Below are 24144 nucleotides of genomic sequence, written 5' to 3'. Positions count from 1 at the left end.
GCGCGCTTCATACGCGGAACACCCCATATCCCTCGGCGCCGCGTATCGGCATGGTGTTGATCGCGCTGAGGCAGATCCCGAGGATCGTCCTGGTGTCGCGCGGGTCGATCACGCCATCGTCGTAGAGCATCCCGGACGTGAAGTAGGCCAGGGACTCCTTCTCGATCTGTTCCTCGATGTAGGCGCGCATCGCCTTGTCACCCTCTTCGTCGTAGGCCTGGCCCTTGGACTCGGCCGCCCCGCGCGCGACGATCGAGATGACCCCCGCCAGCTGTGCCGGGCCCATGACCGCCGACTTGGCGTTGGGCCAGCTGAACATGAAGCGCGGATCGTAGGCCCGACCGCTCATGCCGTAGTGCCCCGCGCCGTAGGACGCCCCGATCACGACCGAGATGTGCGGCACCGTGGAGTTCGACACCGCGTTGACCATCTGGGCGCCGTGCTTGATGATGCCGCCCTGCTCATACTCCGCACCGACCATGTAGCCCGTCGTGTTGTGCAGGAACAGCAGCGGGGTGTCGATCTGGTTGGCCAGCTGGATGAACTGCGTGGCCTTCTGCGCCTCCTGGCTGAACAGGACGCCCTGCGCGTTGGCGAGGATGCCGATCGGATAACCGTGCAGGTTGGCGAATCCGGTGACGAGCGACGAGCCGTAGAGCGGCTTGAACTCATCGAACTCCGAGCCGTCGACCAGGCGCGCGATGACCTCGCGCGGATCGAACGGGATCTTGAGCTCGGTCGGCACGATGCCGAGCAGCTCTTCGGGATCGAGCGCCGGCTCGGCATACGTCGGGTCGGGCACCGTCCCCTGCTTGCTCCAGTTGAGGTGCTTGATGATCGAACGGCCGATGCGGATCGCGTCGTGCTCGTCGACCGCGAGATAGTCGGCCAGGCCGGACGTCCGAGCGTGCATCTCGGCACCGCCCAGCGACTCGTCGTCAGACTCCTCGCCCGTCGCCATCTTGACCAGCGGCGGACCGCCGAGGAACACCTTGGCGCCCTCCTTGACCATGACGACGTAGTCGCTCATGCCCGGGATGTATGCGCCGCCGGCCGTCGAGTTGCCGAACACCAGCGCGACGGTCGGTCGCCGGGCCGCGCTGGCCCGGGTGATGTTGCGGAACGACGCACCGCCCGGGATGAAGATGTCCTTTTGCGTCGGCAGGTCGGCGCCGCCTGATTCGACCAAGTTGATGCTGGGCAGCCCGCACTCCTGCGCGATCTGCGCGGCGCGGTGACCCTTCTTGAGCGTGCTGGGGTTGGACGCTCCGCCCTTCACGGTCGGGTCGTTGGCGACGATCATGCACTCGACGCCCTCGACGACGCCGATCCCCGTGACGATCGAGGCTCCCACCGTGAAGTCGGTGCCCCACGCCGCCAGGCTCGACAGCTCGAGGAAGGGCGAGTCCGGGTCGATCAACAGCTCGACGCGTTCACGCGCGGTGAGCTTGCCGCGCCGGTGATGCCGCTCGACATACTTCTCACCACCTCCCGCGAGCGCCTTGCTGTGCTGCTCGGCGAGGTCGGCGATGCGCGCCAGCATCGACTCGCGGTTGCCCGCGTAGGTCTCGGACGTCGTGTCCACTGCAGTCTTGGTCATGTGTCGTTCCCTCAGTAGCCCAGCAGCTTGGCGGCCAGGTCGTTCAGGACCTCGGTGGCACCGCCGCCGATGCCGAGGATCCGGGCGTCGCGGTAGTGCCGGTCGATCTCTGACTCCCGCATGTAACCCATTCCGCCGAAGATCTGCACGGCCTCCGAGACGACCCACTCGCACGCCTCGACCGACTGGTTCTTGGCCATGACGGCTTCCAGGATGATCGCCGGATCGGCGTTGTCTCCGGCGACCGCGCTCTCGATAGCCTGCCGCGAGAGTGCTCGGGCCGCGGCGGTCCTGCGGTGCATGTCGACGAGCTTGTGACGGATCACCTGGCGCGTGATCAGCGGCTTGCCGAACGTCTCGCGATCACGGGCATGTGCGACCGCGAGATCGAGCGCACGCTGCGCGGTCGAGTAGGCCTGCACCGCCAGGCCGAGCCGCTCGTTCACGAACTGCTGCATGACCAGGATGAACCCGCCGTCGACCTCACCGACGATCTGGCTCGCCGGCACGCGTACGTCGTCAAAGCTCAGCTCCGCGGTGTCGGAGCAGTGCCAGCCCATCTTGCGCAGGGGCCGCGCGACGGTGAACCCCGGCGTGCCCTTGTCGATCACCAGCAGGCTGATGCCGCCATAGCCATCGCCGCCGGTACGCACCGCCGTCGTCACGAAGTCCGCGCGCACCCCGGAGGTGATGAACGTCTTGGCCCCGTTGATGACGAACTCGTCACCGTCGCGGACCGCGCGAGTCCGCAGGTTGGCGACGTCCGAGCCACCACCGGGCTCGGTGATGCCGAGCGAGCCGATCATCTCGCCGGCCAGCGTCGGCCTCACGTAACGATCGATCAGGTCGGCGTTGCCCGACCCGATGATGTGGGGGATCGCGATGCCGTGGGTGAACAGAGCGGCCAGCAGGCCTGTCGAACCACCCGCCTCCACCACCGCCTCGCTCACGATCGATCCGTCGATCAGGTCGCCACCCTGCCCGCCGACCTCCTCGGAGAACGCGATGCCGAGCAACCCAGCATCGGCGGCCTTCTTGTGCACGTCACGCGGGACCTCTCCGGCGTCCTCCCAGGCGGGCAGGTGCGGCGCGAGCTCCTTCTCGGTGAATGACGTGACCATCTCGCGCAGGGCGAGGCGTTCAGGGGTTTGCCAGGGATTCACAGTGCGGCCTCCGCAATCGTGTCGGGCAGGAGCATGGTGGGGATGGCGCAGTCACGTGCGCGGAGCCACTCGCCGACGCCCTTGGCCTGTGGGTCGAGCCGCGTCGACGAGGCGACTCCCTCGCCGAGCAACCCGTGGATCACGATGTTGACCGCGGCGAGGTTGGGGAGCGGATGGATCTCGATGTCGAGCATGGCCGTTTCTCGGAGCAGCTCGCGGATCGTCGTCTCGTCGAGGAAGTTGACGAGCCACGCGAATGCGTCCTCACGAGCCGGGTGGTCGGCCGGGATCCACACGCCGACGTTGGCGTCGCCACCCTTGTCACCCGAGCGTGCGTATGCCAGCCGGCCGAGCGGGGCCCGGACCGTCGCCGCCGCCCAGTCGCCGAGCGGCACTGCACGCACATCCAGCGGGCGTGGGTCGGGGACCTGGCCGCTGTGCGGCGGGGCGATCTCGGTGCGTGAGCCGTCAGCGGCCACGACGATGTGCGGCACCTCGGACTGCGGGACATACGCCGGCCGGTAGACGCCGAAGGGCGTGCCTGCGGCCGGCGGCCGGGTCACGCTGAAGCCCGGGTAGGAACCCAGCGCCAGCTGGATCGCGGCATCGCTGAACGCACGACCGACCGGCTCGGGCTGCGCACTCCTGACGTGACACCGGAGCAGCGAGGTCCCCTGCGCCTGGGTCGCGGGGTCCGGGGTGTCGGTGCGCTCCAGGTCCCATTCGACCGACTCCGGGACCGTGCCACCGGCCAGCGCGATCTCCATCTGGCGCTGGATGAGCTGAGCCTTCTCAGGGATCTGGAGCCCCGTCAGCAGGAACTCGACGCTGTTGCGGAAGCCGCCGAATGCGTTGAGGCACACCTTGGTGGTCGCCGGCGGTGCCTCACCGAGGACGCCCGTGATCGCCACCCGATCAGGTCCCGCCTGGGTCAGCGTCATGGTGTCGAGCCGCGTCGAGACGTCCGGCCCGAGGTAGGAAGGTCCGCCGACCTCGTAGACCAGCTGGGCCGTGACGGTGTCGACCGTGACCGCACCGCCGGTGTTGTCGTGCTTGGTGATCACGACCGACCCGTCGTCAGAGATCTCGGCGATCGGGAAGCCCAGCGGCGCCGACATGTCGACGTGCTCGAAGCCAGAGAAGTTGCCGCCTGTGGCCTGCGTCCCGCACTCGATGACATGCCCAGCGACGACGGCGCCGGCAAGCTGGTCGAGATCGTCTCGTCCCCAGCCGAAATGAGCGATCGCCGGGCCAACCACGACCGAGGCGTCGGTCACTCGACCGGTCACGACCACATCAGCACCTCCGGCGAGGGCCGACGCGATGCCGAATGCCCCGAGGTAGGCATTTGCGGTCATGACATTGCCGAACTCAAGCTCCTCGGCCCGCTCGAGGAGGTCATCGCCCTCGACGTGGGCGATCGAGATCTGCAGGCCCTGCGCCTCGGCGATCTCACGGAGCTTCGCGGCGAGTCCGGCCGGGTTGAGTCCGCCGGCATTCGTCACGACCTTGACGCCGAGCTCCTTGGCCAGGCCCATCGAGTCCGTCATCTGCCGGACGTACGTCTTGGCATATCCGAGCGCCTCGTCCTTCATGCGGTCACGGCCGAGGATCAACATCGTCAGCTCGGCGAGGTAGTCGCCGGTGAGGTAGTCGAGCTCTCCGCCCTCGAGCATCTCCCGCATCGCCGAGAAGCGATCGCCGTAATATCCCGAGCAGTTGCCGATCCGGATCATCATCGATCGGCCAACCTGACCGGGTCGTTGCCCGGCATGCCGGCGAATGCCTGAGCGATCGTCAACCAGTGGGCCGCACTGTCTCCTTCGGCCCGTACATCGAGGTCGTCCAGATGACGGCGCCGCGTGGCAAGCAGCGCGAAGTCATATCCGGAGCCGGTCACCCTCTCCGTCGCGTCCTCAGGGCCCCAGGTCCACAGATCACCGTCGGGACCTGTGAGCTCGACCCGCACCTCGTCAGTCGGCAGCTCCTCGCCCCGCACCAGATAGGCGAAGCCGCGCGCGCGAACACCGATGTGGCACACGTGCTTCGCCCGGGACGTCTGGGGGATCGGCAGGCCCAACGCCTCGCCGACGTCATGACTGTGTGCCCACGTCTCCATGATCCGGGCCGTGGCCATCGAGGCCGGACTCATGGGCGGCCCGAACCAAGGAATCTTCTCGCCGGCCGGCACCTCACGTAGGGCGGCGTCGAGCGCGACGCGACCTTCCCGCCACCCGGCCAGGAGCTCTTCGGGCGGCAGCAGCGCCATCTCTTCAGCGGCTTCATCGACGTAGCCAGTCGGGTTGCTCGCGGCGATCTTCATGCCCCGGCCGAACTCCTCCTGGTCGGTGATCGCGGCCAGAGAGGCTTGATCGGTCCAGTGCAGGTGACCGATCTGGCTCGCCACGGTCCACCCCTCCGGGGTCGTGACAGTCGCCCAGCCGTCGGCCGGAAGCGCCGCGACCCACGAGTCGAGCTGCTGACTCTCGGCAGCCAGGTCGGACAGGACGGCGTCGAGCACGCTCGCGCCGCCCGGATTGGTGGTTGGCTCGTTCATCAAGATGTCTCCAGCTCGTGGTCGAGGACGACGGCCCAGGAGTCGAGCACGGCGGCCCGGCGCTTGGCGTCATCACTGAGTGAGGCGGCGAGGCCAAGGCCTCGCAGCAGGTCAAGGGTGGCCTGGACGATGCGGCGGTTGTCGCCAATGGCCTCGTCGAGCGAGAGGAGCTCGACGGCGTAGGCATGGGTCTCGCGTCCGATCCGGCGTTCGAGCGGTGCGACCGCGACCCGCAGCTCGACATCGGTCCGCGCCGCCACCCACAGCTCGAGCGCCGCAAAGAACACCGGCGAGACGAACTGCGCCGAGAGGATCTCGAGAACCGCTCGGGTACGCCCCCGGTCCGGGAGATCCGCGGCGGCGGCCCGCATGTCTTCGCGACGGCGCTCCGTGAGGTGTCCGACTGCGGCCACGACGAGCGCCTGCTTGCTGGGGAAATGGTGCAGCTGGGCACCGCGACTGACTCCCGCGCGCTTGCTCACGACAGTGGTGGTCGTGCCGGCCCAGCCCAGCTCGACGAGACATTCGATCGTCGACTCCATGAGCCGAAGCCGCATCGCCCGGGTGCGCTCGCCCTGAGACGTGCGCGTGGTCGTGCCGGGGTCGGTGATCACAGAACCAGCATGCGGCCTTCACCACAAACAGTCAAGCCTGATTGTTTGTATGGCCTTGATGTGTGTGATCTGAGACAGATCGTCCCAATCATCGAGAACCCTGCTCAGGAGCGGGCGATTCTCCGATAGTCTCCTCGCACTCTCCCGCGTACGACTTGAAGGACCCACCATGACAGAGCAGCCCCCCACGTCGCCCGGACCCGCGGCGCCGCCGCCATCCGACCCGTCCCCGGCTGAGGACCCCAAGGGCCGCAGTGGCAAGCGACTCGTGATCGCCGGGATCATCGCCGTCGCGGTCCTTGCCCTGGGCGGCGCTGCTTTTGCGGTCTTCCAGAAGCTCGACGGCGGTGGAGCCCAGCCCCACGACGTGCTCCCCGAGTCGGTCGTGGCATATGCGCGCGTCGACCTCGACCCCTCGGCCAGCCAGAAGATCGCGCTGCTCAAGCTGATCCGCAAGTTCCCGGAGGCTGCCGACGACATCGGCATCAAGAGCGCCGACCAGGACGTCCGCGAGCTGCTGGTCAAGGAAGCCCTCAAGGCCGGCAGTTGCGATCTCACCTACGACGAGGACGTCGAGCCGTGGCTCGGCAGTCGCGTCGGGGTCGCCCTCGACAAGAAGCAGACTCCGCTCGTCGCGATCCAGGTGACGGACGAGGACAAGGCCGCCAAGGGCATCGAGGCGATCTTCACGTGCAGCGGAGAGAAGGCAGCTGTCGCATTCCTCGACGGCTACGCGGTGGTTGCCGAGGACCAGAAGGGTGCCGACGCTGCCGTCAAGGCCGCGACCACGTCATCGCTGGGCGACAACGCGGACTTCGCCAAGGACACCGAGAGCCTCGGCGAGCAGGGCGTCGCCTCGGCGTGGGTCGACACCGATGCGCTGATCGATGAGTTCCCTGAGATGAAGGACCTCGCCGGCTCATCCCCCGACCAGCTCAAGCAGCTCGAACAGGTCGGGTCAGGCGCCATGGCGTTGCGCGCCGACGGCTCGACCCTCGAGCTCGCCGGCATCTCCGGACTGACCGACGCGCTGGACGAGCTCCCGGCGGCGCCGCTGACAAAGCTGCCGTCCGACACCGTCGCGGCACTGTCGGTCGGAGGGTTGGGTGAGCAGATCTCGGCGCAGTACGACACGTTCCTCGAGCAGCTGACCGGCGCCTTCGGCGGGCCGAGCGTGGCACGGGTGCAGGCCGCCGAACCGTCGGTCGCCGAAGGCATCACGCCAGGGAAGGAGGATGAGGTCGATCCGTATGCCGAGAGTGACCCTGCCGCCGCACCGACCCCGGACGACTTCGTCGCGGAGCTCGAGCGCGAGACCGGTCTCAAGCTCCCCGACGATCTCGAGACGTTGTTCGGCGACGGCCTGACCATCGCCATCGGCTCGGAGAATCTCCAGACGCTTCCGACGATGGAAGGCCCCGCTGACATCACCTCCCTGGACGCCGCGCTGCAGATGACGACCGACCCGGCCAAGGCGCTCGACCTGGCCAAGCGCCTCGCGGCCTTGGCGGCCCAGGCCGGAATCACCCTCTCGACGGCACAGACCGACGACGGCGCGGTCCTGGCGACCAACCCGGAGGCGGCGGGCGCCCTCGACGGATCGGGCCGGCTCGGGGACGACGAGACGTTCTCGTCCGTGATGCCCTATGGCGACGACACGACCTACGGACTCTTCGTCGATGTCGGCACGATCCTCGACCAGATCAGCAAGGCCGACCCGCCGGAGGACATCAGCAAGGACATCGAGGAGGCCAAGGCGCTCAAGGCCGTCGGCGTCTCAGCCGGCAAGAAGGGCGATCATTCGGTGTTCAGCATTCGGATCGCCTTAAAGAAGTAGACAACCGATGAGGGGCCGGTCGACGTCGTCGGCCGGCCCTCCCTTGGCACTCAGGCAGCTGAGTCCCGGCCGGACGTCACCTCGGCGGTCATGACCTCTTCATGGCTGTCCGGGTCGACGAGCGGGGGTCGGTCGAGCTCACCGACGGCGCGCCTGGCGAAGTCCGCCGCCAGCTGCAGCGCCATGTCGCTCTCGGGGAGGATGTCCGCCAGCACAGGAAACGCGTGGACCTGTTTGCGCCACACGTGGGTCTCGACCTCGACGCCGCGCCCGGACAACAGCAGGGCCATGGCTTCGATCTCGGGGCGAAGCATCTCGTCCTCGACGGCGACGAAGAACGTCGGCGACGAGATGTAGGCCGAGGCGTGCAACGGCGAGGCATACCCCTCGATCGAAGCGCCCCCCTCGGGCAGCCAGCGCTCTCGGATCTGGGCTATCCGCTTGACCGGGAGGTAGGCGTCGCGGGCCCGGATGATCCGCTGGACGGCCTTGTCCTGCCGGTCCGGATCGACGCTGAGCAGGGGTGAGAATCCCATCAGCGCAGCCGGGTCCTGCAGCCCGCGCCGGGTCGCGAGCTCGGCGACCTTCATGGTCAGATAACCGCCCGCGGAGTCGCCGGCGACCACGATCTTGTCGGGTCGCTCGCACACGTCGAGCAGGGCGACGTAGGCCGACATCACATCCTGCACGGACTCGGCTATCGAGCCCTCGGGCAGCTGGATGTAGTCAACAGAGATCACGGTCGCTCCGGTCTTGCGGGCGAGGCGCTCGCAGATGCGGCGATGCGTCACGATGCTGCCGGAGAAGAACCCGCCGCCATGGAGATAGAGCAGTGTCATCTCACTGTCGGGACCATGCCGATGCTTCATCGACTCGACCCGCACGCCGCCGAGCTCGTAGGCCTCGAACGTGATGTACGGCGATCGTTTGCGGCGGGCCGAAAGCCCGTCGACCTTCTGGATCACCGCGATCGACCGCTCGTTGATCGGGGTGTACCGGAGCACAGGCTTGAACACGATCCGCAGCGTCCGCTGGAGGACCCGCGCCTTGAAGCTGTAGCTCTCGTGGACCACGGCCTTGTCATAGACGACGCGCATCGGCCGGCGACCAGGGAGCACGAGCCGGACCCGCTTGCGCGGGGGCCGGGAGCCACCCACAAGAGCCGTCAATCGGTCGTACACCAGTGACCACATGCGTCGAGCGTACCTTCGGTATGCTCGACTCTCAAGTCAGCCGTAGAGCATTTGCGCAGGTCAGGGGCCTAATCCGCCTGGAAGCGTGCGTCCACGTCGACGTGGATGACAATCTCTTCGGGAGTCAGGTCGAGCTCCAGCGGGCCATCGACGGAGTCTGCAAAGGCCGCCCTGGCGATCATCGGAAGGCTGCCAGGGCCCTCGATGTGGTGCGTCAACATGCCGGGATCGGCGAGCTGCAGGGCCACGACCTTGCCCCGTCGGACCGCATTGGCATAGGACTGCGCCTTCGCGACGGCATCGTCGACAGCGGCCTTGCGCACCTCCGTCTCGTAGGCGCGCCGGTTCTTGGCGCCGACGTCCCACGCGACACCACAGATGTCGACGCCCTCGGTCCCGGCCCAGTAGTCGAGGAACCCGCTGAGACGCTCGAAATCGGTGAACTCGGCTCCCACCTTGACCCGCGCGACATGCACCATGGCACCGCGCTTGCCGTCCTCGCCCCACGGACGGTGGCTGTAGACGCGAACCTGGTCGCTCGACCACGTGGCGACAGCGTGCAGATCGACAAGCTCCTTGAGCTGGGTCGCCAACGGATCCTGGATCGCGACGGCATCCTTGAACACCTGCTGCTTCTCGTGCCCTTCGATGGCGACGGCCATCGAGACGATCGCGCGCTCGGCAGGATGGTGCTGCTCGGCGGAACCGCGCACCGTGATGTCCAGAGTCATGGATTCATCTTGCCGCATGGCAGGCGGATCGAGCCCGACTCGCCACTTGTCACAGGGCCGGATGCCTGATTTACTGAGTTCAGATAGTCCGATTATCTGAATCTCCAGGAGCCTCATGCCCGACACCATCCACGACGCCGCGATCATCGGTGCCGGCTTCGGCGGCATCGGCGCGGCGATCCAGCTCCGCCGGCTCGGCCATGACGACCTCGTGATCCTCGAGCGAGAGAGCGACCTCGGCGGCACGTGGCACGTCAATCGCTATCCCGGGCTCGCCGTCGACATCCCCTCCTCGACCTACTCGTACTCCTTCGAACCCAATCCCCACTGGTCACGCTTCTACGCACCCGGCCACGAGCTGAAGGCATACGCCACGCATGTCGCCACGAAGTACGACGTGCGTCGCCACATGCGATTCGACACCGTGGTCGAGGGCGCCGTGTGGGACGAGGACAACGCTCACTGGACCGTCATCCACACGACTCGCTGGGATGACTCGATCCAGCTCGACGGCCGGAAGGCCGCCGTCATCGGCACCGGGGCCACTGCCGTGCAGCTGATCCCCGAGATCGCCCCCCGGCTGGCTGAGCTCACGGTCTATCAGCGCACCGCCATCTGGGTGACGCCCAAGCAGGACGGGAACATCCCGAAGCGGATCCAGAAGTTGTATGCGCGGATGCCCCTGACGCAACGGGCCGTGCGGACCATCGGGTCGGGCGTCCTCGAGGCGATCATGGTCAGCGGAGTCCTGCGCTATCGCCAGACCAAGATGATCAACAAGGCCGTCGAGAAAGTGGCACTGGGTCACCTTCGCCGGCAGGTCAGAGATCCCGAGACCCGCAAGAAGCTCACGCCGGACTATTCGTTCGGGTGCAAGCGCCCGACGTTCTCCAACACCTACTTCCCCACGTTCAACCGTCCCCATGTGCACCTCGAGACGACTCCGATCGCGCGGATCGAGCCCGACGGCATCGTGACGTCCGACGGCAAGAAGACCGAGATCGACACCCTCGTGCTGGCGACCGGGTTCAACCTGTGGGACACCAACTTCCCGGCGTTCGAGATCATCGGCCGCGATGGCAAGGACCTCGGCAAGTTCTGGCGCGAGGGTCGGTTCCAGGCCTACGAGGGCGTGGCCATCCCGGGGTTCCCCAACCTCATCTCGCTCAACAGCCCCTACTCGTACTCGGGCCTGTCCTACTTCACCACGATCGAGTCGCAGATGGTCCACATCGGTCGCCTCCTCGGCGAAGTCCAGCGGAGGGGCGCCAGTGTCTTCGAGGTCACCGAGCGGGCCAACACGGAGTTCCTCGACCGCATGACGCAGAACCTCGGCGACTCGGTGTTCCTGCACGGCAGCTGCTCGACCTCGCGGTCGTACTACTTCAACCAGCACGGCGAAGCGACTCTCCTGCGACCCACGTCGACGATCAACGCATTCCGAGAGGCCGCGAGCTTCCCGCTCGAGGACTACTCGTACACCTGAACATCTCCCGGGATCACCGTCAAACGTGAGGGTTTCCTCGGATAGCATTGAGCCGTGGTCACCTTCTCCGATCTCCAGGTCCGCTCGCTCGGCGAGTGCGACATCGATTCGCCGCTCGCGCTCTATGTCGAGGGGCGGACGACCAATGAGTACTACGTCGGTGAGACCGACCGCATCCTCTATGACGACACCCTCGAGCTGATCGCCTCACGCGGTGTGCCGATGGATGAGCTGCCGACCTTCGAGTCCGGCGGTCCGCGCCAGCGCATCTTCTTCGATCCTTCGACGACCAAGGTCGGCGTCGTGACGTGCGGTGGCCTCTGCCCCGGCCTCAACGACGTCATCCGTGCGATCGTGCTCGAGCTGCACACCCACTACGGCGTACGCGACGTCGTCGGCTTCCAGCACGGCTATGCAGGGCTGATCCCGGCCAACGGCCACGAGGTGGTGACCCTGACCCCGGACTCGGTTTCCCGCATCAGCGAGCGCGGCGGCACGGTGCTCGGTTCGTCACGCGGCGCGCAGGACCCGGTCGAGATCGTGAACCGGCTGGTCGAGCTCGACATCGACATCCTGATGGTCATCGGCGGTGACGGCTCGATGCGCGGAGCCCACAACATCGGCGCCGAGATCGCCGCCCGTGGACTCTCGATCGGCGTCGTCGGAGTGCCCAAGACGATCGACAACGACATTCCCCACATCGGTCAGAGCTTCGGCTTCTCCACCGCCTTTGCCAAGGCGGCCGAGTCGATCAAGGCCGCTCGGGTCGAGGTCGAGGCCGCGGTCGGCGGGGTTGGCATCGTCAAGGTCATGGGGCGTCACGCCGGGTTCATCGCCTGTTATGCCGCGCTTGCCAACCACGACGCCGACTTCGTCCTGATCCCCGAGGTCGACTTCACGCTCGACGGTGACAACGGCCTGCTTGCCCTCCTGCAGCGCCGCGTCGCCACCCGTGGGAGCGCCGTCATCGTGCTCGCCGAGGGCGCCGGCCAGGACCTCATTCCGGCCAGCGACCGCGCCGACGCGAGCGGCAACGCGGTCCTCGGCGACATCGCCGGATTCCTCCGTGGCCAGATCAGCAAGGACTTTGCCAACCGCAACCAGCCGCTGACGATGCGCTACTTCAACCCCGGCTACGCCATCCGCTCCGTGCCGGCCGATGCCTCGGACTCGGTCTACTGCGCGCGCCTCGCCCAGACTGCGGTCCATGCCGCGATGGCCGGACGCACCGACATGGTCGTCGGCCGTCGCCGGCACCGCTTCGTCCACGTGCCGATCCCCTTCGTCACGACCGGATCACACAGCGTCTCCCCCGACGGTGACCTGTGGCTCTCCGTGCTGGAGAGCACGGCTCAGCCCTTCTCGATGTGCTGAGGCCGAGCGGCCCCCACCAGGGCTCGTTCGGCCCCGGCCCATTCGTGCTCGATCAGGAATGAGTTGACCATCGCGCCGACCTTGGCGCCCTCGGCGGCAGCCGAGATCACCTGCGACGCAGCATTGGCGATGTTTCCTGCGGCCCAAACGCCGGGCACGCTCGTCATACCCATGTGATCGACCGCGACAACCGGGCCGATCGGCGTGTCGACCATCTCCAGCCCCAGGCCGGCCACCGGTCCGAGGTTGAGCATCATGGTGGTCGCGACGAAGACCGCATCGACATCGTATGAGTTTTCGTGCTGGTCGCGTACCGCCCGCAACACGCCCCCGTCGCGGACGACCTCGGCAACCGGGCCGTCGACGACGTCGACGCCACGCGCGGCGAACAGTCGGCGCTCCTCGGCGTCGAGCTGGACCGTGTCGTTGAGGAAGAACACCACGTCGGACGACCACTGCCGGATCAGCCGCGCCTGATGGCCCGACATCGGGTGCGTCGCGATGACGCCCAACCGCAGATCTGCGACCTCATGTCCGTGGCAGTAGGGGCAGTGGAAGACGTCGACACCGAAGCCCTCGCGCAGGCCGGCGATCCCGGGCAGCACGTCGGTGACGCCCGTTGCGAGCACGATGCGACGAGCCGAGATGTCACCGGCATCTGTCCGCACGATGAAGTCGTCGCCCGCGATCTCGATCTGCCCGGCCCTCGCCTCGATGACCTCCACCCCCACCTCCTTGACCTGGCGGCGGCCGATCTCCAGCAGCTCGAGCGGACTCGGACCGTCCACCCCGAGATAGCCGTTGACGTGCACAGCCGGGGCATTGCGCGGTGGCCCACCGTCCAGCACGATCACCCGTCGGCGGGCTCGCCCGAGCACGAGGGCAGCAGAAAGTCCGGCCGCGCCGGCTCCGATGATGAGGACGTCACACGAGTTCGAGTTCATGGCACCAGTCTTCGTCGCGACCACCGGACTGACAAACTCGATTGCCACTATGGCAAACTCCGACATATGCCCCATGATCTCTCCGAAGCTCTCACGACCGTCGGCCCACGCCTGCGAGCCCTGCGTCAACGCAGCGAGGCCACCTTGGCGCAGCTCTCGCAATCCACCGGCATCTCGGTCAGCACGCTGTCCCGCCTCGAATCGGGGCAGCGCAAGCCGACGCTCGAGCTTCTGCTCCCCTTGGCCAGGGCTCACGGGGTCTCACTCGACGAGCTCGTCGAAACTCCTGCCTCGGAGGATCCCCGCATCCAGGCCGAGCCCATCATCCGGCACGGGCGCACCTTCGTCCCGCTGACACGTCAGCCGGGCGGCTTGCAGGCCTTCAAGGTCATCATGCCGCCCGACCCGGCCCATCAGGACCATGAGCTCAAGACGCACGAGGGCTACGAGTGGCTCTATGTGCTGTCGGGTCGATTGCGACTGCGGATCGGCGAGCACGACCTCAACCTCGGCGCCGGAGAGGCCGCCGAGTTCGACACCCGGCTGCCGCATGCCGTGACCAACGCCGGCAAGCGCGAGGTCGAGCTGCTGATGCTGTTCGGCACGCAGGGCGAGCGCATGCACGTCCGCGCCAGGCCGCGGTCACAGGACTGAGTTGCCATAGGAGCAAGCCGCTTTGCCCCAAGCTCAAGAGCCGCGCACGATGGCACCATGACACACGAGCACACGACCGAGACCCACGACTTCTTCAGCCAGGCGTTCTGGGACGAGCGCTACGGCAGCGAGCAGGTCTGGAGCGGCGAGCCGAATCCGCACCTCGTGACCTACGCCTCGGACCTGCGCCCGGGCACCGCACTCGACCTCGGGTGCGGCGAGGGAGCCGACGTCATCTGGCTCGCCCAGCGAGGGTGGCAGGTCACCGGACTGGATGTCTCGCCGGTGGCGCTCGACGGTGCCGCTCGACGAGCGGTCCACGTGGGTGTCGACGCACTCACCACGTGGCAGCAGGCCGACGCCTTCGCTTGGTCGGCAGACGCCGCGTATGACCTGGTGTCTGCGCAGTTCATGCACTTCCCCCGCGCGACACTCACCGCGCTGCACCGCGAGCTCGCGGCCTCGGTCGCACCGGGCGGGACGCTCCTGATCGTCGGCCACCACCCCCACGACGTCCGCCACTCGCCGGAGGGTGAGGTCTTCGAGGACATCCGCTTCACCGCCGAAGAAGCCGCCGCGTCACTCGATCCGGCCGACTGGCAGACGATCGACCCGCTGACCTCCGAGCGCGCCTGGACCGACCGCGATGGCCACCCTGCCATCGCGGTCGATGCCGTGCTGCGCGCGGTTCGCCAGCCCTGATGCCGGGCGCTCAGCCAACCTGCGGACGTGACCGCTCGGCATAGAAGTTGCTGGACTCCTTGCGCCACAGCAGCACGAGGATCGCGATCGACAGCAGAAGGCTGACAACACTCACCACGATCGAGGCGCCAGTCGATGTGCCCGCGGCGACCGCATAGATGGTGGAGACCACGGACAGCCCGCCGAGCACTGTGGCGACGATGCGCGCCCAACTACGTCCCTGACCGTTCTTCCACGCCATCCACAACCAGATCCCGGTCGTGACGAGCGACAAGACCACGGCGAATGCGAGGGTGGCGGTGTAGATCGCATCGAAATCAGCCTGCGAATAGTTGGCGTCACTTTTCTCCAGCGAATCCCGCAGCTGGTCCTTCAACGTGCCCAGCGTGGCGAAGGTGACGATCAAGCCGATGAGGCTCAACGCAGCGCCGGCCCACATGAGGCGAACTGCCAAGCGGATCGAGGGCGGCTGGTCGACCAGTGCCGCAGAACGTCCCGGCTGGTCCTGCGGCGTGCCCGGATGCACCGGGTATCCGGCCGGCCCCGTCGTCTGGTCCCCGCCCTCAGGCGGTGTCGGTGTGGTGCTCATGCAAATCCCCTGTCGATGTCATCAGATGGTGTGCACCACGGTAGTTCACGAACTACAGCCTGTCCGTATCGCGTCGCGACGACTGGAGCGGCGGTCAGACCATCCTGCGGACGATGCTGAGCGGCGCGTGCTTCATGACCTGGCCGATCGGTGCCCACGGCCATGCAGGGACGGCGGCGTCAACGACTTCCTTGTCGATGTACTTCATGAGTGCGCGGCAGCCGGTCTCGGTGTCGACCATCAGCTTGGCCTCCTGCTGCACTCCTTCGTTCATCTCCGAGGCGATGTAGCCCGGATAGAGCGTCGTGACCTTGATGTCCAGGCCCTTGCGGCCGATCAGGTCCGATCGGATGCCCTCGGCGACCATCGCGATGCCCGCCTTGGTCGCGGCGTAGGTCGTCATCGCCGATGGCATCCCGCGCATCGCCGACATCGAGGAGATCACCACGAGATGGCCGGACTTGCGTTCGTAGAAGTGCTCCATCGCCGCCTCGCACTGGGCGATCGCCGCGATGAAGTTGGTCTCTGCAGTCTGCTTGTTGGCCTGGAACTTGCCGGTTCCGATCCGCCCGCCCTTGCCGAGTCCGGCGTTGACGATGACCCGGTCGAGCCCGCCCAGCTCGGTGATCGCCTGCTTGAAGACCGCGAAGACCTGCTTGTGCTCGTTGACGTCGAGGGCGTGGACGACCACCTCGACGTCCGGGTGTGCCGCGACAAGCTCGTCGCGCAACGACTCGAGCCGGTCGAGGCGCCTCGCCGTCAGGGCGAGGTTGTGCCCGTTGGCAGCGAGGATCCGGGCCATGCCAGCACCGAGACCGGAGCTGGCGCCCGTGATGAGAACGTTCTTGCGCATGCGATTCAGTCCTTCTTCGACGTGTGCGGGAGTGCTCAGATACTAGCGGTATCCGAATTCATCGGAACGTCACCATGTCCCGAGGAAGGTGGCCGCTCTCGTTGAACGCCAACAGTCGCGGACCGGTCGAACCGTTGATCACCGTGGTGACGCTGGTGTTGATGACCATGTCGTTGAGGCGCTGGAACACCGAGTCGTCCCCGGTCAGGAGGTGCGAGCAGATCATCGCGATCGGGCCTCCCGAGGTGAACACGGCGAACGTGCGCCCCGGACCCGCATCCGCCACGACCTTGCCGAATGACGTCATGACCCGATCCACGAAGGTCGCGTATGTCTCGCCGTGCTCGCCCTCGCCAGCCATCCAGCCGTCCAGCGCGACGTTGAGCAGGCGCTGAAACTCCCGCGGGTCGGCAGTCATGGAGGCCGGGTCATGGGCGCGAGCTATCGCGATGTGGTCGAACTCGTCCCATCCGTCGTCGACGTCATAGCCATCGCCCTGGCCGCACGCATCGATCGTCGCGATCGCGGTCTGCGCATGGCGCTTCATCGACCCGGCGACGGCAGCGGTGGGCGCCCAGCCGGACGCCTCCCACGACGTGCCGAGAGCGATCGCCTGATCCTTGCCGACCGCGGAGAGCTGGTCATAGTCATCACTTCCCCACGACGCCTGGCCGTGCCGGATGAGGTGAACCGATCCCATGACCCGGAGCCTACCGGGGGGTCAGATGGCGAGATCGACGACGGGCAGCGTCGTGGGGGTTGCGGACCCGCCGCGCGGCTCGACCGTGACCGCGACGTGGTCGGCCTTCTCCAGCTGCCTCATGATCAGGCTGTGATCGGTCGCGAACGTTCCCTGGGAGAACGCAGTCTCGCCCTTGATCATCCAGACCTGGTAGACCCGGCCCTTCGTGAGCGCGGGCAGATCGTTGGCCACGATGACGGCCACGTCCCGAGCAGCTGAGGAGACGAGCCGCACGTTGCCGCCGCCGCTGAACGCACGGGCCTTGGTCGAGGCGTCCGGCGCGGCGAGGACCGACGTGATCGAGTCAGTCGCTGCTCGATTGTCGCGGGCATGGTCCCGCTCTATCGCGAAGCCGCCCGCTGCGACCATGCCGATGGCGAACACCGCAGCAAGGGCGAGACGGGGGATGGCCCGGCGCAGCCGCTGGTGACGACCCCTGTCGATCATGACCGGGCGTTGCTGGGGAGTCGTGCTGACCGCGCTCAGCAAGCGAACGCGGGCGCCTGCCGGCGGCGTACGCGCCTCGGCCTCTGCGAGACGGGCGGCGGTACGGGCGAAACCGGCCACCTCTGCCCGGCAGGCCTCGCACTGGTTGAGGTGCTCCTCGAAGGACTCGCGATCCCGCTCACTCAATGCGTTCAACGCCCAAGCGCCGGACAGCGAGTGCATGTCAGCCATCCTGAGCTCCTCACGGGTTGATCGATGTGTGCCGGGAAGTCGCGCTCCGAAACGGCGGGAGTGGTGCAATTCTTCTCAATGGTCATTCGTTGCCGCGGAGGGTCTGGATGGGTGCGAGATCACCACGAAAAACAGAGCTGTGGATGGCGCCCCTGGGGCGCATCCACAGCTCTGGGTTGCTGTCGCGCACCCCCCGGAGGGGATGCGCGATCGATCAGTCGCCTGAAGTGGTGTTGACGGTGATCTTCGCAACGCCGACCAGCAGGTCCTCGGTCACGGCGTCGGTCTTGAAGGTGTCGTTCAGCAGGCCGGCAGCAACGGGGCTGACGAAGACCTTGGTGCCCTCGAGGATGGCGGTGTTGCCCTCAGCCTGGAGCGGCTTCAGCGTCGTGCCGTTCAGCGTCAGGACGTATGCCGAGGTGGCCGCGACCTTGCCGTTGACGAGCACGTCGCCGTAGACGCGGGAGACGCCCGGGTCGACGTTGAGGTTGGTGATCTCAACCTTGGTTCCACCGGCCTCGAGCGAGAAGCCCGAGCCCTCGTGCTGGAGCTGACCCTGGACGTACGGGGAGATCGAGCCCGGCTTGTAGTAGCTGACGTTGCCGCCCGAGATCGGGAAGACCAGTGATCCGTCGGTGAGCTTTGCGGTGCCGACGACGCCGGGCTTGAGCTTGAGTGAGGTCAACGCGTCGGTGAAGCCCTTGTCCAGGGCGACGGCGGTGGTCTCACCGGTCAGCGCGCTGATGTGGGCCAGCGCCTTCGGCGGAGTCGAGGACGAGGCGGTGGCCGAGTCCATCGTGGTGGCGACGATCGTGACGGGGACCGCTGCTGCGGCCGCCATCGCGATTCCTGCGACGAGCTTGCGGTTCTTGAAGGTGGTCATGATCTTCTCTCAATCCTCTGTCGGTGGCTTGTACAAGTGCTTCGCCGCCATGCATCCCGAGGATTGGTCCCGGGTGGAACGGATTCGGATTTGCGTGCCACCCCAGTCAGCAACGTGGGCGCGCCGGGTGATCCAGCGCGCCCACGTCATGGCACATGCAACAGCCGACGCACCGGGCTCCCGGTGCGTCGGCTGCTGCTTTGCTCCCACCCACGGGGGGAGGTCAGGGGATGACCGTCAGTCGCCTGAAGTGGTGTTGACGGTGATCTTCGCGATGCCGACCAGCAGGTCCTCGGTCACGGCGTCGGTCTTGAACGTGTCGTTCAGCAGGCCGGCAGCAACCGGGCTGATGAAGACCTTGGTGCCCTCGAGGATCGCGGTGTCACCCTCGGTCTGGAGCGGCTTGAGCGTCGAACCGTTGAGCGTCATGACGTAGGCGCTGGGAGCGGCAACCTTGCCGTTGACCGACACATCGCCGTAGATGCGGGACTCGCCCGGATCGACGTTGAGGTTCGTGATCTCGACCAGCGTGTCGCCGGCCTTGAGCGAGAAGCCTGAGCCCTCGTGCTGGATCTGGCCGATGACGTACGGCGAAGCAGTGCCCGGCTTGAAGTAGGTCACGTTGCCGCCCGTAATGGGGAAGACGAGCGAACCGTCGGTCAGCTTGGCGCCGCCGACAACGCCGGGCGTGAGCTTGAGCGACGTCAGTGCGTCGGTGAAGCCCTTGTCCAGGGCGACGGCGGTGTCCTTGCCGGTGAGGGCATCGATCGAAGCGAGAGGCTTCGGCGCCGACGAGGAGCCGGACTCCGACGAGGACGATGACGATGATCCGCCCGAGTCGGACGAGCTGCAGGCCGCGAGCGGGAAGGCCGCGACGGCGGCCAGCGCGATGCCGGCCAGGAACTTGCGGTTGCGGACAGTACTCATGATGTTCTCTCAATCCTCTGTAAGTGGCTTGTACCAGTGCTTCGCCACCAGTTGCCGAAGGGATTGGTGCAATCGTGATCGAGTGAAAGATTCTCGCCGGCTGACTCGTGAGTAACCGAAAATCGCTCCTAGTCTGAGGTGATGAGCGATGCAGGAGTGTCATTCTCGTCAGACAGCACGTCAGCCACCGCGCGCAAGATCTTGTCCGATGCCTTGCGCAAGGCCGATCCGGTGGGAGCCCGCGGGGTCGAGCACGAGACGAGCTGGCGCCGCAACTATCTGAGCCACTTCCGTCGGGCGCTGGAGGCCGGCATCGGCGAGGCGCCGGCGGCGCACTCGATCGCCGCTGATGGGCTGCGCAGCGCCCAGGAGATGATGCGCTTCGGCGACGCCCCGCTCGACGAGGCGATCGACGGGACGGCCCTCTCCCAGGTTTTCCACACCCGCACGATCGACGGAACCGGGGAGGCCGAGACCGAGCTCTCGGTCCCCTATCGGGGTGAGATCCTGCGGGACCGTGCGCTGCAGGTGCAGCTCGAGGAGTGGGTCACCAGAGGCATCATCACGCAGTCGTGCTCCGAGGCGCTGCAGACCGTCCAGGAAAACCCTGAGTGGCTGCGCCTCGAGGGTGACACGGTCGTCGTGCTCGGCGCCGGTGCCGAGATGGCGCCCTACCGGGCGTTGCTCCGATGGGGTGCCGAGGTCGTCGCGATCGACCTGCCCAAGCCTGACCTGCAGGCGCGGGTGCGCTCGCATGCGCAGGAGTCTGCGGGACGAGCGCACGTGCCGGCTCGCATCATCACGAACGGCGACGATGACTCAGGCGCCGACCTCATCACCGAGCTGCCCGCCATCGCGCACTGGATCGACGGCATCGAGGGACGCCTGGTCCTGGGCAACTACTGCTATGCCGATGGAGCAGCCCACGTACGCGTGTCGATGGCCGCTGACGCCCTCGCGATGCACCTCACGCGGCATCGGCCCGACACGTCCCTCGCATTCCTGGCGACGCCGACCGACACGTTCGCCGTGCCGCCTGAGGAAGTCGCCGCCGCCAACCGCGCGTATGCCGAGTCGTCCCGGATGATTCGCGGGCCGCTGCGGATGATCAGTGGCGGCCGGCTGCTCCAGCGCAACTATCCGCCCGGGGCAGATCCCGGCGTGTGCGACGCCTTGGTGCCGCAGCAGGGGCCGAACTATGCGCTCGCCAAGCGGCTCCAGCGTTGGCGTGCCACCGCGGCTCGCCACGAGGGCACGACCGTCTCGCTCAATGTTGCACCGGCCACCCGCACCCGATCCGTGGTCAAGAACAAGGCCCTCGCCGCCGCCTATGCGGGGGCGCATCGCTTCGGCGTCGAGGTCTTCGAGCCCGCGACGAGCAACACCTTGATGGCCGCGCTGCTGGCATACGACCTGCGCTCCGGCGCCGCCGCCCAGGCCGAGCCATGGCAGGACGAGGCGATCAATGCCGCCCATGGGGGACTGTGGACCTCGGCCTACCACCCGCGAAGCGCGCTCGGGCTCGCCGCCGTGCTGGGGATCGGCGCCCTGCGCGGCTGACTCCCGCTGACGCACGGCTCAGCCGACGTACGTGACGGCATCTGTGATCGCCGCCCGCGTTGACCTGAAGTCTGCCGAGGGGTGGTCGGGATCGGCGTAGCCGAATGCGATGCCGCAGACGACCAGGCGATCGTCCGACAGGCTCAGGTGCTCGCGAAGCGCCGGCGCGACCTGACCCATTGCCGCCTGGGCGCAGGTCCCGAGCCCCAGGGCTTCAGCCGCGAGCAGGAACGAGTTGACGTAGAGCCCGCAGTCGATCGCACCATAGACCCCGAGGTCGGCATCGGTGGTGACGATCGCGACGTGCGGCGCTCCGAAGAACTCGAAGTTGCGGAGCATCTGCATCGCCGAGCCCTCGCGGTCGCCCCTGACGACGCCGACGGCCTCATACAGCTGCCATCCGACCTCCTTGCGACGCTCGTCGTGAACGCCGGTGTAGGCGGCCGGAAACGGGAAGTCCGAAGGAGCTGGCTGGCCGAGGGAAGCGATGACGCTCTCGACGAGCACCTTCGACAGCTCACGCGTCGAGTCCCCCGAGACGATGTGGAGCCGCCACGGCTGCGTGTTGCACCACGACGCGGTGCGCTGGGCCGCCGTCACCACCTGGTCGATGACCTCCCGCGAGACCTGCTCGTCGAGGTATCCGCGACAGCTGCGCCGGTTGGTGAGGACGCGCTCAACTGCTTCGAAGTCGCTCATCGAATCACTCATCGGCCCGTGAACTCCGCCGCGCGCTTCTCGATGAATGCCCGTCCGCCCTCCGCCGCATCGGCAGTCGAGAACAGCGAGATCTGGCCCTCGCGCTCACGATCGAGCGCCTCCTCCAGACGCGTCAGAGTCGTTGCGGCGATCGCCGCCTTGGTCAGACCGAGAGCCACGGTGGGCCCGCGGCCGAGCTTCCCGATCAGCACGGCCAGCTCGGCGTCGTATGCCGCATCGTCGAGAGACTTGTGGATCAAGCCGATCTGCGCAGCGTCGTCTGCCGTCAACCGCTCGCCCAGCAACGCCATCCGATTGGCGCGAGCGCGCCCGATCGATGCAGCAACCAGCTCGGTCGACCCGCCGTCAGGCATCAGGCCGATGTTGATGAACGCCAGCAAGAAGTAGCCAGAGCTCTTGGCGATCGTGATGTCGGCAGCGATCGCGATCGAGCAGCCGACTCCCGCCGCGATGCCGTTGACCGCGCTCACCACCGGGATCGGCGTACGCGTGATCGCTCGAACCAGCCGATTGGCGCCATCAAGGGTCGCGGAACCGTCGAAGCCGGCCCCGAGCGCCGCGCCGGAGCTGAACGCACGCCCCGAACCGGTCACGACGATCAGCCGGATGTCCTCCGATACGCCTTCGATGGCTGCCGATGCGTCGTGGAGCATCTCCGCGGTCAGGGCATTGAGCCGGTCCGGCTCGTTCCACGTGATGGTCAGGACACCGTCAGTGGTGTCGAAGAGCACGGAATCGCTCATGCAGGCCTCTCTCACTTACGGTCAGTATTGACGGTAAGTGACGAATCCGGCAACCCGCTCCCGACCGAGCTGCGCTCAGTCGATATCACGTCTGGTCGGGTGCGCCCGTCAGCTGGGCGAGCCCGATCGCGCCAAGCGTGGCGACCGGTAGGCCGGCCAGCAGGAAGCCCCCGGCGATGATCGAGCCGAGCGCCAGCGCCACCACGAGCGAGACGAGACACAGGCCGACGCCGTAGGCCACCGCGAAGCTGGCACCGGTCACCGGGGAGCGTCTGATCAACCGCAGCGTCATGCCGGCGACCACCATCACGACCAGGATGACAAGGCCCGCGAGCAGGGCGAGATCGGCGAGAAAGGCATCCCAGACTCCGCCCCGGTCCGACGAGAGCACGAAGAACACCGCAGCCACACCGGCGAGGCCGAGGATGCAGGCAGCCACGAGGAAGGTGAGCAAGAACCTGAGAAGGGAGAGCGCGACAGGCAGGTCCTGGCGTCGCCCTGCCATCAGAGCAACCTCATCGGCGTCAGGTAGGTCGGCTCCAGCACCCGGGTCCGCGGCGAGATACGCCTGATCTCTGCCGTGATCGCACGCATCCGGCGGCGGGTCGCCTCATCGGTCCTCGGCGGATTGCGGAGGACGGTCTCAAAGTTGTCCCAATGCACGAGCACCACAGTCCTCGGCAGCTCGAGCGCGCGGAGCAGCCGGCCGACGTAATCGACAGTCACGTCGTTGCTCGGCACCGGCAACGCCACCGTGTCGACGTCGAGGCCGTCCAGCGCCTGGTCGTCGTAGTCGCTGGCGCCGAGGAGCAGCACACCGCCGCCGCCGCCCGAGCGCCGTATGACGAAGCCGAGGGTGTCACCCTCGGGCATGTCCGCGATCGTCTTCGGCGGCTCAGGCACCTGCGTACGCAGCCCCGGAAACAGCAAACCCCCACCCCCGGTGCGACTGTGCAGCGAGGGGACCACCCGTACGACTGCATCTCCCACGCGGAGCTCCTCGCTCCCCTTGACGACCGCGAGCTTGCTGGCAGGAATCCCCATCGCCTGACCCAGGTGGTAGCCGCTCAGGCTGGTGTAGACCGTCGCTCCCCTGGTCGTGGCGATGTGGGGGACGTCGGCGAAGTGATCCCAGTGGGTGTGGGTGACCAGGATGGCGTCCACGGATGCGCCCCCAGTGCCCGGTGCGCCGAGCACCTCGTCGATCGCCGTGGTGTCGAGTGTGATCGGCGTCGTGGCCCTGAACGCCCCTGCTGCCAGACCCGTGTCGAAACGGCTGAGGTAGGGGTCGACCAGCATCGTCGTCGTGGGTGTGGATACCCGCCAGCCGGCGTTGCCGAGCCACTCGAACGTGGCTGATCCAGGCTTCGCCGGCGAACGCTTCCCAGCGGACGAGGGGTCGGCAGCGGCCGCTCCGGCGGTGATGCCCGCAAGAGCCACGCCCCCGGCGGTCGTGAGCAGCGCGCGCCGACCCATCCCCGGTCCGGCCTGCGGCTTTTCTTTCGTGTCTGAGGAAGTCATGCCGAGATTCTTGGCTCGTCAGCGTCGAGTGTCAAAGAGTCTTGGCGACCCACTCCGATCTTGTTTCGCTATC

24 protein-coding genes are annotated in these 24144 nt (G+C 67.1%); 6 read left to right on the top strand and 18 right to left on the bottom strand.

The annotated features are described in order from the left end of the window. Positions 1-7: 7 nt before the first annotated feature. From WKF39_RS08920 to WKF39_RS08900, 5 genes are read right to left on the bottom strand one after another with little or no spacing between them, the layout of a single operon-like run. A complete protein-coding gene (locus WKF39_RS08920; protein WP_340387489.1) occupies positions 8-1600 on the bottom strand; it encodes a carboxyl transferase domain-containing protein in 1593 nt (530 codons plus the stop codon). A gap of 11 nt (positions 1601-1611) precedes the next feature. After that, positions 1612-2763, bottom strand: coding sequence for an acyl-CoA dehydrogenase family protein (locus tag WKF39_RS08915; protein WP_340387487.1), 1152 nt, complete (start codon positions 2761-2763; stop codon positions 1612-1614). Continuing rightward, entirely contained in the window at positions 2760-4502 is a 1743-nt protein-coding gene (locus WKF39_RS08910) for an acyclic terpene utilization AtuA family protein (RefSeq protein ID WP_340387485.1), read from the bottom strand. Before WKF39_RS08910 ends, WKF39_RS08915 begins: the two co-directional genes overlap by 4 nt. Next, positions 4499-5320 carry a TIGR03084 family metal-binding protein gene (locus WKF39_RS08905; RefSeq protein WP_340387483.1) on the bottom strand — a complete coding sequence of 274 codons (822 nt, stop codon included), beginning with the start codon at positions 5318-5320 and terminating at the stop codon, positions 4499-4501. Before WKF39_RS08905 ends, WKF39_RS08910 begins: the two co-directional genes overlap by 4 nt. Beyond that, complete coding sequence (locus WKF39_RS08900) at positions 5320-5934, bottom strand: TetR/AcrR family transcriptional regulator (protein ID WP_340387481.1); 615 nt, start codon at positions 5932-5934, stop codon at positions 5320-5322. The genes WKF39_RS08905 and WKF39_RS08900 overlap by 1 nt, the downstream gene beginning before the upstream one ends. A 169-nt stretch (positions 5935-6103) precedes the next feature. On the opposite strand from WKF39_RS08900, the gene WKF39_RS08895 reads away from it, so the two are divergent. Continuing rightward, positions 6104-7771, top strand: a complete 1668-nt coding sequence (locus tag WKF39_RS08895) for a DUF3352 domain-containing protein (RefSeq protein WP_340387479.1) — start codon at positions 6104-6106, stop codon at positions 7769-7771. A 50-nt stretch (positions 7772-7821) separates the two neighbouring features. Here WKF39_RS08895 and WKF39_RS08890 read toward each other — a convergent pair whose 3' ends face one another. Together WKF39_RS08890 and WKF39_RS08885 are read right to left on the bottom strand one after the other, a co-directional pair. After that, on the bottom strand, positions 7822-8964 hold the full coding sequence (locus WKF39_RS08890) for an alpha/beta hydrolase (RefSeq protein ID WP_340387477.1): 1143 nt from the start codon (positions 8962-8964) through the stop codon (positions 7822-7824). Positions 8965-9032: 68 nt separating this feature from the next. After that, positions 9033-9695, bottom strand: a complete 663-nt coding sequence (locus tag WKF39_RS08885) for an SIMPL domain-containing protein (protein ID WP_340387475.1) — start codon at positions 9693-9695, stop codon at positions 9033-9035. 115 nt (positions 9696-9810) lie between these two features. Between WKF39_RS08885 and WKF39_RS08880 the strand changes: the two genes are divergently transcribed. Then, entirely contained in the window at positions 9811-11181 is a 1371-nt protein-coding gene (locus tag WKF39_RS08880; RefSeq protein ID WP_340387473.1) for an NAD(P)/FAD-dependent oxidoreductase, read from the top strand. Between the two features lie 54 nt (positions 11182-11235). Then, a complete protein-coding gene (locus tag WKF39_RS08875) occupies positions 11236-12555 on the top strand; it encodes an ATP-dependent 6-phosphofructokinase (RefSeq protein ID WP_340387471.1) in 1320 nt (439 codons plus the stop codon). Here WKF39_RS08875 and WKF39_RS08870 read toward each other — a convergent pair. Next, positions 12534-13499: an NAD(P)/FAD-dependent oxidoreductase gene (locus WKF39_RS08870; RefSeq protein WP_340387469.1), complete on the bottom strand. Its 966-nt coding sequence runs from the start codon at positions 13497-13499 to the stop codon at positions 12534-12536. The two genes, WKF39_RS08875 and WKF39_RS08870, sit on opposite strands and share 22 nt — an antisense overlap. 66 nt (positions 13500-13565) lie before the next feature. Between WKF39_RS08870 and WKF39_RS08865 the strand changes: the two genes are divergently transcribed. Continuing rightward, positions 13566-14153 carry an XRE family transcriptional regulator gene (locus tag WKF39_RS08865; RefSeq protein WP_340387467.1) on the top strand — a complete coding sequence of 196 codons (588 nt, stop codon included), beginning with the start codon at positions 13566-13568 and terminating at the stop codon, positions 14151-14153. A gap of 57 nt (positions 14154-14210) precedes the next feature. Further along, positions 14211-14855 (top strand): class I SAM-dependent methyltransferase, encoded by a 645-nt coding sequence (locus tag WKF39_RS08860; RefSeq protein ID WP_340387466.1) that lies wholly within the window; start codon positions 14211-14213, stop codon positions 14853-14855. Between the two features lie 10 nt (positions 14856-14865). On the opposite strand, the gene WKF39_RS08855 is transcribed toward WKF39_RS08860, so the two are convergent. The 6 genes from WKF39_RS08855 to WKF39_RS08830 all read right to left on the bottom strand — a co-directional run bounded on the left by WKF39_RS08855 (position 14866) and on the right by WKF39_RS08830 (position 19527). Further along, complete coding sequence (locus WKF39_RS08855; RefSeq protein WP_340387464.1) at positions 14866-15444, bottom strand: hypothetical protein; 579 nt, start codon at positions 15442-15444, stop codon at positions 14866-14868. Between the two features lie 94 nt (positions 15445-15538). Then, positions 15539-16297 carry an SDR family oxidoreductase gene (locus WKF39_RS08850; RefSeq protein ID WP_340387462.1) on the bottom strand — a complete coding sequence of 253 codons (759 nt, stop codon included), beginning with the start codon at positions 16295-16297 and terminating at the stop codon, positions 15539-15541. 58 nt (positions 16298-16355) lie between these two features. Further along, a complete protein-coding gene (locus WKF39_RS08845) occupies positions 16356-16997 on the bottom strand; it encodes a histidine phosphatase family protein (protein WP_340387460.1) in 642 nt (213 codons plus the stop codon). A gap of 21 nt (positions 16998-17018) precedes the next feature. Beyond that, complete coding sequence (locus tag WKF39_RS08840; protein ID WP_340387458.1) at positions 17019-17717, bottom strand: anti-sigma factor; 699 nt, start codon at positions 17715-17717, stop codon at positions 17019-17021. Between the two features lie 214 nt (positions 17718-17931). Then, positions 17932-18600 carry a hypothetical protein gene (locus tag WKF39_RS08835; RefSeq protein WP_340387456.1) on the bottom strand — a complete coding sequence of 223 codons (669 nt, stop codon included), beginning with the start codon at positions 18598-18600 and terminating at the stop codon, positions 17932-17934. Positions 18601-18837: 237 nt separating this feature from the next. Next, positions 18838-19527, bottom strand: a complete 690-nt coding sequence (locus WKF39_RS08830) for a hypothetical protein (RefSeq protein ID WP_340387454.1) — start codon at positions 19525-19527, stop codon at positions 18838-18840. Positions 19528-19668: 141 nt separating this feature from the next. On the opposite strand from WKF39_RS08830, the gene WKF39_RS08825 reads away from it, so the two are divergent. After that, the gene (locus WKF39_RS08825) at positions 19669-21087 is read left to right on the top strand and encodes a hypothetical protein (protein WP_340387452.1); all 1419 of its coding nucleotides are present in this window, start codon (positions 19669-19671) and stop codon (positions 21085-21087) included. A gap of 18 nt (positions 21088-21105) precedes the next feature. Here WKF39_RS08825 and WKF39_RS08820 read toward each other — a convergent pair whose 3' ends face one another. The 4 genes from WKF39_RS08820 to WKF39_RS08805 all read right to left on the bottom strand — a co-directional run bounded on the left by WKF39_RS08820 (position 21106) and on the right by WKF39_RS08805 (position 24071). Continuing rightward, positions 21106-21786, bottom strand: coding sequence for a nitroreductase (locus WKF39_RS08820; RefSeq protein ID WP_340387450.1), 681 nt, complete (start codon positions 21784-21786; stop codon positions 21106-21108). A gap of 8 nt (positions 21787-21794) precedes the next feature. After that, entirely contained in the window at positions 21795-22550 is a 756-nt protein-coding gene (locus tag WKF39_RS08815) for an enoyl-CoA hydratase-related protein (RefSeq protein ID WP_340387448.1), read from the bottom strand. 85 nt (positions 22551-22635) lie between these two features. Next, positions 22636-23055 carry a hypothetical protein gene (locus WKF39_RS08810; protein WP_340387446.1) on the bottom strand — a complete coding sequence of 140 codons (420 nt, stop codon included), beginning with the start codon at positions 23053-23055 and terminating at the stop codon, positions 22636-22638. Continuing rightward, complete coding sequence (locus WKF39_RS08805) at positions 23055-24071, bottom strand: MBL fold metallo-hydrolase (RefSeq protein WP_340387444.1); 1017 nt, start codon at positions 24069-24071, stop codon at positions 23055-23057. The genes WKF39_RS08810 and WKF39_RS08805 overlap by 1 nt, the downstream gene beginning before the upstream one ends. Positions 24072-24144: the final 73 nt, after the last annotated feature.

This window comes from Aeromicrobium sp., assembly GCF_037719875.1.
Classification (GTDB): domain Bacteria; phylum Actinomycetota; class Actinomycetes; order Propionibacteriales; family Nocardioidaceae; genus Aeromicrobium.
This window is presented reverse-complemented; position numbering and strand designations above follow the sequence as displayed.